A 14,072-nucleotide genomic window follows, 5' to 3' on the forward strand; every position below is an offset into this window, starting at 1 on the left:
AGAGTGCAGTTAATAATGAAATTGCCGATCAAAGCGATGGTTTCTTTGCTGTAGCAATACCAGCACCTATAACTATTACCAGTCCTAATGGTGGTGAAAATCTGAGATTAGGACAAGTATACGAAATTACTTGGGATGACAATATTGAGGGGAATGTCACTATAGAATTGCATGGGGAAGAGCAAAAAAGACAGTCTGAAGAAGACCCTGGGTTTTATAGTGAACTCCCATATCCAATTGTAATTGCCAGCGATATTCCTAGCAATGGTAGTTACACTTGGGATCTGAATCATTGGGATACAACGGCGCCAATAGAAGACGACAATTTTAAAATTAAAATTCGCAGCGTTGATGGCGAATTTGAAGATGAAAGCGACGACTTTTTTAACATTATATACGACCCCGATAAATACATCCAAGTTCTTTCTCCAAATGGTGGCGAAACTCTAGCTCAGGGAAGCACGGTCGATATTTCATGGACTCATAATATTGATGATGGAGATTCTCCCACTCAATCGGTTGAGATTCAATTGGTGAACGAGGAGGGTAGTTTAATACAGACTATTGGATTAACTGCCGCTAACGATTATAGCGATAGTTGGGAAGTCCCTACTTACTTGAATGGAGGTAAGGGAGGAAAATATAAAGTTGATGTTAGGGGTTTTGGGAATTATGTAACGACGCGGGATACTAGCGATGACTTCTTTACCATAGCACCAAGAGATTACCTCAATATCACTGATTCTATAGTAGGAGTTTATGAAGTTGGCGATAAAATTGACATCGAATGGGAAGATAATCTGGATGGAAATGTGGTCATAGAGTTGTATGATAATGTTGGTGTTGAACTAAAGCAAACTATTACTGACTCTACTCCTAGCGATGGTCTCTATACCTGGGAGGTGCCCAATAATTTACAAGAGGACTTTTATCGTATTAAGGTTCGCAGTCTAGACGGTAAACTTGCCGATGAAACTACGGTTTTCTCAGTAGATGGATTTGGCTCTCATATTAGTAGTGCTATTTTCAAAGGCGGTCCTCTCGCCCAGAGCATTGTTGAAAATTGGAGTGATACAGATTGGAACGCAGCGACAAATGCTCCTGTTAGCGTCTGGGAACATATTGAAAAAGGCGGTCAAACTGCATGGCAAGCTATAGGAGACGACACCTCTCCTCTGGGTGTCATCCAAGTTTTAGGGAATGAAATTTCTGAAGGCGGTAAAACAGCTTGGGAGGCGATCGCTGCTGGTGGCAACACAGCCTGGCAGGCATTAGGGAAAGGTGGTTTCACCACGGGCAAAGCTTTAGACCTATTCCAAAATCATCACCCCAAAGGAGAAACTGCCTGGGCAACTATTGCCGCTGGTGGAGACGACGCCTGGGAAGCTCTTAATAAAGGCGGTTTGAATGCGTGGAAAGCTTTAAATCATGTTACAAAACCTCGGTTTTCTTTTGGTAGTCCCTCTTGGTCGAATCGATGGAAAGGTTCAAAACCTACAGGTTGGGATGCCATTACCCGTTTGGGACAAAATTGGGTAGATAATGCTTGGGATACTCTTAAAGACGAGGGAATCAAGGCATGGAATAATTTGAGTGAAAATCCGACTACCTGGTTAGTTGATGATATTTTGAGCGATGTAGAAGCATTTAATTTCCCAAATACAAATAACGAACTATTGAAAAAATCCGTTCCAGGAATCAGTTACGATCCTGATGCTATGGAAGTTGGCGTGCGCATACCTGAAGCTGTTTTACGGCAGACGATAGAGACTTTACCAGAGCAAGAAGACCTGAGTAAGTATGAAAGAACTTACATCAATAACTTTCAATACAAAGGAATCAATCCTTCAACTAGGGAAGTAGTTATGGAATTCAGAAGTAGGTATCACAAGTTAATAGACAACCCGACAAGTTTCACTAATCCTTTCACCGGTAATAAAGTAACTCCCATAGGTGGAGAAATCGTAACTTTATATGACAATGCAGCTAATGTAACAATGGGATTAAATTTAGAAATAGTCGATCAAAATTTAAAAGCCAACGCCAGACCCAAAAAAGTCAATGCTGATTGGGCAAGCGGGTTATTAGGTATTGTCCAAAGTGGCTTTGATGTAGTTTCTGGCTTCTCTAGTTGGTTATTTACTGGAGAATTTATTCCGCTTACAGACGTTGTTACAACTGTCATTCCTGCGGCTTTTGAAGTTGTGCCTGAATTGAAAGAACTCACAGATGTCGGTCAATATACAGATGCCTTAGACACAATTAGCGACTTGAATAAGAAGAACTTCCTTCAAGCAGATCGCACTGATTACGACCAATATGGAGTGTGGGTGAAATTCAAGTTAGACAAATCCAAGTTTGATGATTGGTTCGAGGATGAAATTAACGATTTTCTGGGAATTGACGAGAAAGTAAAAGAACTATTTAAGTGATTCTCTGATAACAAAAGTTTCCCACTGAACAGGTAAGATGCCTTTTGTGCAGCATTTATTCCTATAGCAGACATTTTGCCTGTTTCTGGAGTCAGAGCGATCGCCTTTTTATTGTCTGGTAGATTTGAAAATACAGTAGTTTTCATTTTGGGACAGCGTTAGCGGAGCGTTACGCACCGAAAAATTTAGGATAGGCGGTGCGTTATATCATGTCCGCTGGCTTCGGAGTGATATAATATCAAATCCGGTAGCATCGGTGTAATTAGATGGGGGGATGGGGGATGGGGGGATGGGGGATGGGGACCCACCCCTAACCCCTCCCTGGAGGGGAATGTGGGGGGATGGGGACCCACCCCTAACCCCTCCCTGGAGGGGAAGTCAGGAGTCAGGAGCCATAATGAATAGCTTTAATACCATTTTTTAGGGCTTAAATTATCTTTTTCTCTCAAATAGAAATCTACTATAAATTATTTTTATCCCTCTTACTATTCGTAACATTCTTTTTGAAAATTGGTATAACATACATTCGTTTCAGAATATGAGTAAGCAGTACTGTTAATCGACTATTCAATTCTCGACGTTCACTTCTGCCCAAAGTTTCAATTTCCTCAATCAGGTTTTCCCAGTCTAAATTTTCTATATCTTTATCTTTTAGTTTAGCAGCAGTATCCTCACACCACGCCAGAAAGTCGCGTTCGTATAAAGTATCTATTTTTGGCAATTTATTACTCATATTTTACATCTTTATTGATTATGTTTTATATCATGTCCGTTTATATCGTTTGTGTAAACCCAAGGGTGAATATCTACAGGAAATAATGGTTTTTTTCTTGCGAGGGTAGCCTTTCTTCCTCTTCCTTCTTCCCTCTTCCCTCTTCCTTCTTCCCTCTTCCCTCTTCCTTACCTTTGCTATACAAGACCGATGCTACCGGACATGATATTAGACTCAAATTATGCTAAGTTTTTACTGAAAAATTAATCTACTCAAACCTTTTAATATTTGCAAAACATTCCACAAATCATTATGAAGGCGACACATAGAAAACAAATCTGACTCACTATAAATAAGTTTTTCCTGTTTAATTAACTTCAAAAAAATAAAATCCGTACCATTAGTCACAAAGCCATAATCAGGCTTTTATAAATTAGGACTTCCCAACATATAAGCTAGTGCTTGTGGAATCCAAACTTCCAGAGAATAAGCAGTTTTTTTGCCTCAATTACTAACACCCAAAATTCAGGAGTAAAAACTAAAAGGTCTAGGCTACCAGTAATAATTGTTGCCTCATCTTCCGAGCTAATTTTCACCTCCTTTTCAGCAGTAATAAAAAAAGGATAGCGATAAAAACCCGCCCACTTCAACAATGGAGATAAAACTACTAATTTCACAACAGGTTCTAACAATGGATATTGAGATAAATGCAAATATTCCTCTTTGACTTCATCCATAGCAGCCATTTCTAAATCTGTCATATCAAATCCGTTTAATTCGGCACTTCAATAATTGATAATTGATAATGGATAATTGATAATTACCTCTCCCTAAAAGGAAGAGGATTGAATCAAAGGAAAATTTTTTCTTGTTTCTCCTTAAAAGGAGAGGCTTTAAACCTTAATTATTCGGTAAAAAATGTTCCATCTTCAACGATTACCAAATATTTCTCCCCTCCAGGGAGGGGTTAGGGGTGGGTCCCCATCCCCCATCCTCCCATATTCCCCTCCAGGGAGGGGTTAGGGGTGGGTCCCCATCCCCACATTCCCCTCCAGGGAGGGGTTAGGGTGGGTCCCCCATCTCCCCATCTCCCCATCTAATTACACCGATGCTACCGGATTTGATATCAGTTCCGGCAAATTTTCTTGCCATTCCTGAAAAAATTCTGTAAGCATTTCCTCCGGAATGCTGCGCAAACAGCCGTCAGCTAGCCTCCTGTGGTCGGAACTGCGGACTTCAGCTAGCCTCCTGTGGTCGGAACTGCGGACTTCAGCTATTGCTTTTCCTGTGGCTTTAAAGCTGTATTAATTGAGCTAGAATTAATCTTACTACAAAAGTTGTTAAAGTCTATATTCATTTAAACTATGTCCTTAAAAGCAGGGTCTTATTGCCCTCGAGCTGACTACTAATAGCTGTTAGCTCCGCATTCCGCAGGAAATACTTACGAAAATATAGTATAAGTTAAACGAATTTTTACTTCATTCTTTAAAAAGCTGACAGCTGACCGCTAATAGCTGTTTGCGCAGCATTCCGCAGGAAATGCTTACAAAATTCTCCATCGTCAGTCCGTTCTAAACCAAACTTTAACTTTAAACCCAAAAAGTTAATTGTTTGAGTTTGAACAGTTTCAACCATGAATTTTTAGTCCTCACAAATTTTGCTGATAACTGAATTTAACTTGGTTCTGGAATTGTAATATCTATAAGAACACAAAAGTACTCCAAAGTCAGGATACCAGCCTTTTTATCAACTACAAAACACCGATTTTCCAGCCAAGACAAACCGATTAAAATCTCTGGTATTCCATCACCAACAACAACAGGAACCTTTATTTTTTTGACAGTCAAAAATTGCCGTTCCCTCATAAATATCGAAAGGTAAGAGAATCATTGTATTCCTTGCAAGGCATCTATTTTAGCTTTGATGTCTTCATCTTGGAGATTGTCGTAGTGTCTCTGAAGTAAGGCAATATCTTCTGGTTGCCAATTCACATTTTTAAGCACTTTATTAATCTGTGCTTTCAATTCAGAACGCAAGTCCCTTACTTGTTCTAATTCTATAGATTCGCTTTCTTCCCAAGCATCAGCAAAAATCTCTAAAACTTTTTTGCCCTCTTCCCTACTAACAGATTGTTCCTCGCCAAAATTATCTATTAGATCGGGATATCGTTTTGGTGAACCCAACCATTGAATTAAGGTAATCGTATCAGATTCTCCTCCACTGGTAAAGTAAGCGAGAAAACGAAGTCCTGCTTTTTGATCTCTGTTTGTATGAGTTGCATTCAAAATTTGTAAAATCTGCTGAGTATTAAATTTGCCCATCTGACCTAGTGCTTTTGCTGTTGCTTCACGAACCTCCGAATCTTCATCCATCAACAAATCCAACAATTGGGGAATCAATTGTTTAGCCTCCGACCCCAAATTACCCACTGCCAATGCTGCTGCTCTACGGACATCAGAATCTTCATCGCTCAACAACTGTTGCAACTGAGGAATCAATTGTTTAGCCTCCGACCCCAAATTACCCACTGCCGTTGCTGCTGCTCTACGGACATCCGAATCTTCATCGCTCAACAACTGCTGAAACTGAGGAATCAATTGTTTAGCCTCCCATCCCAGGTTACCCACTGCTCTTGCTGTGGCAGCACGGACACGCCCATCTTTATCTTCAAACAACTGCTGCAATTGGGGAATAAATTCTTGAGCAGTCTCGGACTCCATCTCACCCACAGCCCATGCTGCCGATCTGCGGACATCCGAATCTTCATCGCTGAACAACTGCTCCAACTGAGGAATCAATTCTTTAGCCTCCCATCCCATCTCACTCACTACTCTTACTACAGCAGCACGGACACGCCAATTTTTATCCTTCAACAACTGCTGCAACTGGGGAATAAATTCTTTGGCCTCCCATCCCATCTCACCCACTGCTGTTACTGCTGCGTAACGGATATTTGAATTTTTCTCCCTCAATAACTGCTGCAACTGGGGAATAAATTCTTTGGCCTCCCATCCCATCTCACCCACTGCTGTTACTGCTGCGTAACGGATATTCGAACTTTCATCGCTCAACAACTGCTGCAACTGGGGAATCAATTCTTTAGCCTCCGACACCAAATTACCCACTGCTATTGCTGCTGCACGACGGACATCCGAATTTTCATCGCTCAACAACTGCTGCAACTGGGGAATAAATTGTTTAGCCTCTGACCCCAGATTACCCACTGCTGTTACTGCTGCAGCACGGACACGCCAATATTTATTGGTCAACAACTGCTGCAACTGTGGAATCAATTCTTGAGCTTCCGACTCCAGATTACCCACTGCTCTTGCTGCTGCCATAACGACACGCCAATTTTCATCCCTGAACAACTGTAGCAACTGGGGAATAAATTGTTTAGCCTCTGACCCCAGATTACCCACTGCTGTTACTGCTGCAGCACGGACTTCCGAATCTTCATTCTTCAACAATTTTCCAATTTGTTCTACCCGCTCTGAGGGTATCTCAACAGGAGACTTAAGGTCATACTCAGACATTTTCTTCATGGCCTCACCCCAAACATCAGGGTCAGAATCATCCAACGACGCCAAGGTTCCCTGTAGTTGCCAGTCTTCGGGTGGTGACTTTTCAGAAGCTTGAACATGACCCAAATTTACTGCCAATAACGCCACCAATAACAGCAGGAAAAAACGCCATTTACGAAGAAAGGAGTTGGAGAGTTTCATCATTTTAAAATTGAAATATAGAAAGCAGCAAATTACTCAATTAAGTTTACACAATTAAATTGAGCCGGAACAAAAAATTAAGAAAGAATTTAGGCGTTGGTAATTAGATGGGGAGTAGGGGAGTAGGGGAGTAGGAGAGCTTGAGAAATATTTGGTAATGGTTGAAGATGGAACATTTTTTACGTGCCGAATTAAACGGATTTGATATTATTTAGGTAATTTCAAATTGGACAATAGTTATTTTTATTTATATACAGTCACAGTCAAGCGATAGAACATCCGTTCCGCGAGAGCGATCGCTCAGTTGAGGGAGATTGATGTTTGATTTATCTATTGTCCAATAGTTATTTTTATTTAGATACAGTCACAGTCAAGCGATAGAACATCCGTTCCGCGAGAGCGATCGCTCAGTTGAGGGAGATTGATGTTTGATTTATCTATTGCCCAATAGTTATTTTTATTTAGATACAGTCACAGTCAAGCGATAGAACATCCGTTCCGCGAGAGCGATCGCTCAGTTGAGGGAAATGGATGTTTGATTTAACTATTGTCCAATAGTTATGTTGAGTTTAGATACAGTCACAGGAAGCGATCGCTGAGTTTCGACAGATGGATGTTTGATTTAACTATTGTCCAATAGTTATGTTGAGTTTAGATACAGTCACAGGAAGCGATCGCTCAGTTGAGGGAGATTGATGTTTGATTTATCTATTGTCCAATAGTTATTTTTATTTATATACAGTCACAGGAAGCGATCGCTGAGTTTCGACAGATGGATGTTTGATTTAACTATTGTCCAATAGTTATTTTTATTTATATACAGTCACAGGAAGCGATCGCTGAGTTTCGACAGATGGATGTTTGATTTAACTATTGTCCAATAGTTATTTTTATTTATATACAGTCACAGGAAGCGATCGCTGAGTTTCGACAGATGGATGTTTGATTTAACTATTGTCCAATAGTTATGTTGAGTTTAGATACAGTCACAGGAAGCGATCGCTCAGTTGAGGGAAATGGATGTTTGATTTAACTATTGTCCAATAGTTATTTTTATTTATATACAGTCACAGGAAGCGATCGCTGAGTTTCGACAGATGGATGTTTGATTTAACTATTGTCCAATAGTTATGTTGAGTTTAGATACAGTCACAGTCAAGCGATCGCTCAGTTGAGGGAGATGGATGTTTGATTTATCTATTGTCCAATAGTTATATTTATTTTAGATACAGTCACAGTCAAGCGATAGAACATCCGTTCCGCGAGAGCGATCGCTCAGTTGAGGGAGATGGATGTTTGATTTATCTATTGTCCAATAGTTATATTTATTTTAGATACAGTCACAGTCAAGCGATAGAACATCCGTTCCGCGAGAGCGATCGCTCAGTTGAGGGAGATGGATGTTTGATTTATCTATTGTCCAATAGTTATATTTATTTTAGATACAGTCACAGTCAAGCGATCGCTTTCGGGGGATTAAGTAGTCGTGTAAAAATAACTTAAACAGTTTTTTTAATGGAAGCTATATTTCACAATTTATCCCAGATAAAATTTGTACAACTTATTCTTACATGGCTCCTAATGTTTGATTTATCTATTGTCCAATAGTTATTTTTATTTATATACAGTCACAGGAAGCGATCGCTCACTTTTGGGAGATGGATGTTTGATTTAACTATTGTCCAATAGTTATTTTTATTTATATACAGTCACAGGAAGCGATCGCTCACTTTTGGGAGATGGATGTTTGATTTATCTATTGTCCAATAGTTATTTTTATTTATATACAGTCACAGGAAGCGATCGCTCACTTTTGGGAGATGGATGTTTGATTTATCTATTGTCCAATAGTTATTTTTATTTATATACAGTCACAGGAAGCGATCGCTCACTTTTGGGAGATGGATGTTTGATTTAACTATTGTCCAATAGTTATTTTTATTTATATACAGTCACAGTCAAGCGATCGCTTTCGGGGGATTGATGTTTGATTTATCTATTGGACAATAGTTATCTTGAGTTTAGATATAGTCACAGGAAGCGATCGCTTTCGGGGGATTAATGTTTGATTTATCTATTGGACAATAGTTATTTTTATTTATATACAGTCACAGGAAGCGATCACTGAGTTTCGACAGATGGATGTTTGATTTAACTATTGTCCAATAGTTATTTTTATTTATATACAGTCACAGTCAAGCGATCGCTTTCGGGGGATTAATGTTTGATTTATCTATTGGACAATAGTTATTTTTATTTATATACAGTCAGAGGAAGCGCTCACTTTTGGGAGATGGATGTTTGATTTATCTATTGGACAATAGTTATTTTTATTTATATACAGTCAGAGGAAGCGCTCACTTTTGGGAGATGGATGTTTGATTTATCTATTGGACAATAGTTATTTTTATTTATATACAGTCAGAGGAAGCGCTCACTTTTGGGAGATGGATGTTTGATTTATCTATTGGACAATAGTTATTTTTATTTATATACAGTCAGAGGAAGCGATCGCTTTTGGGAGATGGATGTTTGATTTATTTATTGGACAATAGTTATTTTTATTTATATACAGTCAGAGGAAGCGATCGCTTTCGGGGGATTGATGTTTGATTTATTTATTGGACAATAGTTATTTTTATTTATATACAGTCAGAGGAAGCGATCGCTCACTTTTGGGAGATGGATGTTTGATTTATTTATTGGACAATAGTTATTTTTATTTATATACAGTCAGAGGAAGCGATCGCTTTTGGGAGATGGATGTTTGATTTATCTATTGGACAATAGTTATTTTTATTTATATACAGTCAGAGGAAGCGATCGCTTTTGGGAGATGGATGTTTGATTTATCTATTGGACAATAGTTATTTTTATTTATATACAGTCAGAGGAAGCGATCGCTTTCGGGGGATTAATGTTTGATTTATCTATTGGACAATAGTTATTTTTATTTATATACAGTCAGAGGAAGCGATCGCTCACTTTTGGGAGATGGATGTTTGATTTATTTATTGGACAATAGTTATTTTTATTTATATACAGTCAGAGGAAGCGATCGCTTTCGGGGGATTAATGTTTGATTTATTTATTGGACAATAGTTATTTTTATTTATATACAGTCAGAGGAAGCGATCGCTCACTTTTGGGAGATGGATGTTTGATTTATTTATTGGACAATAGTTATTTTTATTTATATACAGTCAGAGGAAGCGATCGCTCACTTTTGGGAGATGGATGTTTGATTTATCTATTGGACAATAGTTATTTTTATTTATATACAGTCAGAGGAAGATTGATGTTTGATTTATTTATTGGACAATAGTTATTTTTATTTATATACAGTCAGAGTCAAGCGATCGCTCACTTTTGGGAGATTAATGTTTGATTTATTTATTGTCCAATAGTTATTTTTATTTATATACAGTCACAGTCAAGCGATAGAACATCCGTTCCGCGAGAGCGATCGCTCACTTTTGGGAGATGGATGTTTGATTTATCTATTGTCCAATAGTTATATTTATTTTAGATACAGTCACAGTCAAGCGATAGAACATCCGTTCCGCGAGAGCGATCGCTCACTTTTGGGAGATGGATGTTTGATTTATCTATTGTCCAATAGTTACAGCAGTTTCCGCGCATTATGAAGTACATATCGGGAGTCTAGTCGCAGCTATATACTTTCATGCAACAAAGTCGCTGACAACTATAGTTATTCTGAATAAGACTGGAACACTTTTTCGGCTGAAACTCTTTCAAGGCAAGAAACCCTTGTCTCAATCTTAACTAGAATGACTATAAATTTAAGAGTTCAAAAAATCTAAATGATTCCCATGTTTTGCTCGTAAAGAAGCTACAGAACCTTGCAATTCTAACTTACCATGATCCAATAAAATAATCCATTCAGCCCGACTAATTACCCTTGGTCTATGACTAATAAAAATTGTTGTTTTACCCCGTCGATGCAACAATAAATTCTCCAAAACTTCTGCCTCACTCACAGGGTCTAAACCAGAAGTTGATTCATCCAAAATTAACACAGGTGGATCATTAACCATAGCTCTTGCTATTGCCAAACGTTGTCTTTGTCCGCCAGAAATATTTGCTCCAAATTCTCCTAAAACTGTTTGATACTTATCAGGTAAACGACTAATAAATTCATCTGCTCCAGAAATTTGACAAGCTTTAACGATTTGTTCAAAAGTTACTCCAGGTACAGCTAATTGAAAATTTTCAATAATCGAACGACTCCAGAAATGAGCATCTTGAGGAACTAAAGCTACCTGTTTTCTAAAAGAATCTATATCTAAATCTTGCAGATTATAAATCCCAACCTGAATATTACCAGACTGCACGGGATATAAACCAGCAATTAATTTTGCCAAGGTACTTTTACCACAACCAGATTCCCCAATTAAAGCGATAGATTTACCACCAGGAAATTTCACAGAGAAATTTTCTAATAAATCAATTCTACCAGCGTAGTGAAAACTAATATTGGAGCAAATAATATCGGCTTTAGGACTAATTTTCACATCGGGTTTTTGATGATTTTTATCTACTTCTGGTGGATAATCAATTACTTCAGAAAGTCGTTTAGTAGCAGTCTGAACTCTGGTTAATTCATCCATCAATCCTACCAAAGTAGTAACCAAAGTTGATACATATTGATTCATAGTAATAAAAGCCAATAACTGACCAATACTTAATTCTTGAGCAATGACTAAATTACTGCCAAACCACAAGAGAAAAATATTAGCAATATTACTAACTAAACCCGAAAAAGTATCATTCACAATCCCAATTTGAGTAGTTCTAAAACTCAAATTAGCCAACTTACCAAATCTGCCTTGAAATTCCTCCCAAAATTGAGGAGAGCTAGAGGTAGTTTTCAGAGTCATTGCTCCCTTGAAAGTCTCTACTAAGACACCCTGGTTTTCTGCCTCTAAAGCAAATAAACTCCTAGTTTTTTGCTGTAATATAGGCAACAAAGCAATAGTTGATAAAGTCATAATTACCGCCATAAAAACAGCAACTATACTCAGGGAAAAACTGTAAATACACATCACAGTCAAAGAAACCAAAGCAATAAAAAATTGACTGGGCAAACTGACAATTACTTGAGAAACCAATTGATTAATTTCTTTAATATCTGTCAACCTACTAACAATTTCACCGCTGCGTCGTGTCTCATAATACTTTAATGGTAAACTTAGAATTTTTCGCCCAAATTCCATCACTAACCCTAATTCCAAACGTTGGGCAAAATGAGCAATCATATTAGATTGAACCAATTCCAAACAACTGCTAAAAACATTCATCACAATCACAGCAATTACCACACTGGTAAGTAACTGAAAATCGCCTCTAACTAGCACATCATCAGTCAGAATTTGCACCAAAAAAGGAGAAGCAATAGAAAGCAAACCTAAAACAATATTCAGTAGAAAAACTTGAATAATAATTTGCCGATAATACCAAACCCGTCTGAGCAATCTACTAATATTACTAACTTTTTCATCAGCTTCAGAAAAGAAGCGTTTGGCATCTGGTTCTACTAATAAACAAACCCAATCTCCCCAGGCTTCAGCTAATTCTTTTTTTGATAAAAAACGAACTCCAAGAGCAGGGTCAGCAATGATATATTTATCTCCTTGTTTGCCATACAAAACCACCCAATGATAGCCTTGCCAATGGATAATTGCAGGTAAAGGGGCACTTTCAATTTGGTCTAAAATTCCTGGATTTGCTTTGACAGACCTAGCATTAAAACCAATAGTATCTGCACCTTGTTTTAAACCTAATAATGTAGTTCCTTGTTGATTAGTACCGATAGTTTCTCTAATACGATTTATTGTTAAATTACGACCATGATATTTAGCAATAGAAGCCAAACAAGCTGCCCCACAATCTTCTTCACTTTGCTGGAGAATTAATGGATATTTATTAACATTATTTATTTCGCGATCGCTAGATGCTTTTGGTAATATTGGTACTGGTACTATATCTAACATAATGACTTAAATTAAAAATTAAAAATAACTATACTGATGATTTATTTCATCCCAAATAACTACTTCTGTTGACTAGGGAGCAAATCAGAAAAAAGCACCCATAAAACTATGGATGCCTCATTTGATTAAGTATTAATCAAAGTTATAATTCCACCATTACCGAATAATTAATAACTAAATAATTCTGGTTTGTAATTATCAATTATCAATTATCCATTATCAATTAATTTAGTAGCAACCACCACGACGATATCCACCATAACCATAGCCATAGCTACTACGACGGTAACCATAGCTTACAGAACGACTGTATCCATACCCGTCATGGTAGTAGCGAGGGCGACCGTAGCCATAATATACAGAGCGACCGCGACGGTAACCATCACAACCACAACCACCATTAATAGTAGCAGATTCTTCAGTGGAAATATCGGAAAATAGTTCGTTGTTTTGAGTGTCTTGCATGATTTTTTTCTCAGAGTTAATTAGATCGACAAGCTAGTATAAATTTATGTTCATTTATTTAACTATCTTGTGATGTATAGTCTATTCTTCTTGAAGTGAAATGCAGCTTCAGGATATTTTTTGAATTTCTGTATATCAGTTTTTGTTGGGCTGTAGTTTGTTTACTATTGTAGGTGAAAAAATAATGCTAAAATTAAAATAAAATTTGGCAAATTTTCTGGATAACAATATGGAGAATGGTATTTTTTATGAAACCTAATTTTGAAGAAATGACTAAAGCTGAATTAAAAGCTTACGTTTTAGAACACCGAGACGATATCGAAGCAATTCGATTTCTTTTTCGTATTCCACCAGGAGTGGAAGTTAAACGATATCCTCCTGTTTGTACTGAAGAAGGTGTAGCAATTCCAGAAAATATCCGCATTATGGAAGAGGCAATTCAAGAGAGGGTGGCGCAAGATAATGGTTAGAGCGATCGCTAAATTTTCTGGAGTTAGATGTAGGTTGGGTTGAGGCAACGTTAGCGCCAGCTTATCTGAAAGATAAACTCAACACTATTTAAACCCAACACTATCTTGCTTTGTTGGGTTGCGCTACCGCTTAACCCAACCTACGTTTTATTTTCTGCCAATATTACCATCAAAATTTAGCCTTTCATGAAGCTCCTATATTTGCTTATACAGCAGTTTTTATTTCAGTAAACCCCTTGTAGAGACTTTCTCTG

General features: G+C 37.8%; 15 protein-coding genes. 7 read left to right on the forward strand and 8 right to left on the reverse strand.

All coding sequences use genetic code 11. The features are described from left to right. On the forward strand, positions 1-2,432 hold a 2,432-nt coding region (locus SAGCYANO_RS03435; protein WP_202218799.1), incomplete at its 5' end, for a hypothetical protein. Positions 2,433-2,892: 460 nt separating this feature from the next. Here SAGCYANO_RS03435 and SAGCYANO_RS03440 read toward each other — a convergent pair. The 6 genes from SAGCYANO_RS03440 to SAGCYANO_RS03460 form a co-directional block, all read right to left on the reverse strand. Beyond that, complete coding sequence (locus SAGCYANO_RS03440) at positions 2,893-3,165, reverse strand: DUF29 domain-containing protein (protein ID WP_202218800.1); 273 nt, start codon at positions 3,163-3,165, stop codon at positions 2,893-2,895. Positions 3,166-3,238: 73 nt separating this feature from the next. Then, on the reverse strand, positions 3,239-3,382 hold the full coding sequence (locus SAGCYANO_RS43920) for a hypothetical protein (RefSeq protein WP_237395703.1): 144 nt from the start codon (positions 3,380-3,382) through the stop codon (positions 3,239-3,241). 217 nt (positions 3,383-3,599) lie between these two features. Continuing rightward, a complete protein-coding gene (locus SAGCYANO_RS03445; protein WP_202218801.1) occupies positions 3,600-3,905 on the reverse strand; it encodes a hypothetical protein in 306 nt (101 codons plus the stop codon). A gap of 724 nt (positions 3,906-4,629) precedes the next feature. Next, positions 4,630-4,779, reverse strand: coding sequence for a hypothetical protein (locus tag SAGCYANO_RS03450; RefSeq protein WP_202218802.1), 150 nt, complete (start codon positions 4,777-4,779; stop codon positions 4,630-4,632). A 38-nt stretch (positions 4,780-4,817) separates the two neighbouring features. Next, a complete protein-coding gene (locus tag SAGCYANO_RS03455) occupies positions 4,818-4,991 on the reverse strand; it encodes a hypothetical protein (RefSeq protein WP_202218803.1) in 174 nt (57 codons plus the stop codon). Between the two features lie 39 nt (positions 4,992-5,030). Beyond that, entirely contained in the window at positions 5,031-6,872 is a 1,842-nt protein-coding gene (locus SAGCYANO_RS03460; protein WP_202218804.1) for a sister chromatid cohesion protein PDS5, read from the reverse strand. Positions 6,873-8,057: 1,185 nt separating this feature from the next. Here SAGCYANO_RS03460 and SAGCYANO_RS03465 point away from each other — a divergent pair. The 5 genes from SAGCYANO_RS03465 (at position 8,058) to SAGCYANO_RS03485 (ending at position 10,194) form a co-directional block, all read left to right on the forward strand. Then, positions 8,058-8,372, forward strand: a complete 315-nt coding sequence (locus SAGCYANO_RS03465; protein ID WP_237395704.1) for a hypothetical protein — start codon at positions 8,058-8,060, stop codon at positions 8,370-8,372. Positions 8,373-8,547: 175 nt separating this feature from the next. Beyond that, on the forward strand, positions 8,548-8,787 hold the full coding sequence (locus SAGCYANO_RS03470; RefSeq protein ID WP_202218806.1) for a hypothetical protein: 240 nt from the start codon (positions 8,548-8,550) through the stop codon (positions 8,785-8,787). Between the two features lie 691 nt (positions 8,788-9,478). Beyond that, the gene (locus SAGCYANO_RS03475; RefSeq protein WP_202218807.1) at positions 9,479-9,640 is read left to right on the forward strand and encodes a hypothetical protein; all 162 of its coding nucleotides are present in this window, start codon (positions 9,479-9,481) and stop codon (positions 9,638-9,640) included. Positions 9,641-9,790: 150 nt separating this feature from the next. Beyond that, complete coding sequence (locus SAGCYANO_RS03480; protein ID WP_202218808.1) at positions 9,791-9,952, forward strand: hypothetical protein; 162 nt, start codon at positions 9,791-9,793, stop codon at positions 9,950-9,952. Then, complete coding sequence (locus SAGCYANO_RS03485; protein WP_202218809.1) at positions 9,949-10,194, forward strand: hypothetical protein; 246 nt, start codon at positions 9,949-9,951, stop codon at positions 10,192-10,194. Before SAGCYANO_RS03480 ends, SAGCYANO_RS03485 begins: the two co-directional genes overlap by 4 nt. A 478-nt stretch (positions 10,195-10,672) precedes the next feature. Here SAGCYANO_RS03485 and SAGCYANO_RS03490 read toward each other — a convergent pair whose 3' ends face one another. Continuing rightward, positions 10,673-12,883, reverse strand: a complete 2,211-nt coding sequence (locus SAGCYANO_RS03490; protein WP_202218810.1) for a peptidase domain-containing ABC transporter — start codon at positions 12,881-12,883, stop codon at positions 10,673-10,675. Between the two features lie 228 nt (positions 12,884-13,111). Further along, positions 13,112-13,348, reverse strand: coding sequence for a hypothetical protein (locus tag SAGCYANO_RS03495; protein ID WP_202218811.1), 237 nt, complete (start codon positions 13,346-13,348; stop codon positions 13,112-13,114). A gap of 248 nt (positions 13,349-13,596) precedes the next feature. Here SAGCYANO_RS03495 and SAGCYANO_RS03500 point away from each other — a divergent pair, with 248 nt between their 5' ends. Then, positions 13,597-13,818, forward strand: a complete 222-nt coding sequence (locus SAGCYANO_RS03500) for a DUF6887 family protein (RefSeq protein WP_202218812.1) — start codon at positions 13,597-13,599, stop codon at positions 13,816-13,818. Positions 13,819-14,072 lie beyond the last annotated feature (254 nt).

It is taken from the genome of Okeania sp. KiyG1, assembly GCF_014132355.1.
Lineage (GTDB): Bacteria > Cyanobacteriota > Cyanobacteriia > Cyanobacteriales > Microcoleaceae > Okeania.

Coding starts and splice junctions, on each gene's coding strand:
- SAGCYANO_RS03500 (WP_202218812.1), top strand. CDS start 13,597: ATGAAACCTAATTTTGAAGAAATGACTAAAGCTGAATTAAAAGCTTAC.
- SAGCYANO_RS03450 (WP_202218802.1), bottom strand. CDS start 4,779: ATGGTTGAAACTGTTCAAACTCAAACAATTAACTTTTTGGGTTTAAAG.
- SAGCYANO_RS03495 (WP_202218811.1), bottom strand. CDS start 13,348: ATGCAAGACACTCAAAACAACGAACTATTTTCCGATATTTCCACTGAA.
- SAGCYANO_RS03445 (WP_202218801.1), bottom strand. CDS start 3,905: ATGACAGATTTAGAAATGGCTGCTATGGATGAAGTCAAAGAGGAATAT.
- SAGCYANO_RS03490 (WP_202218810.1), bottom strand. CDS start 12,883: ATGTTAGATATAGTACCAGTACCAATATTACCAAAAGCATCTAGCGAT.
- SAGCYANO_RS03440 (WP_202218800.1), bottom strand. CDS start 3,165: ATGAGTAATAAATTGCCAAAAATAGATACTTTATACGAACGCGACTTT.
- SAGCYANO_RS03460 (WP_202218804.1), bottom strand. CDS start 6,872: ATGATGAAACTCTCCAACTCCTTTCTTCGTAAATGGCGTTTTTTCCTG.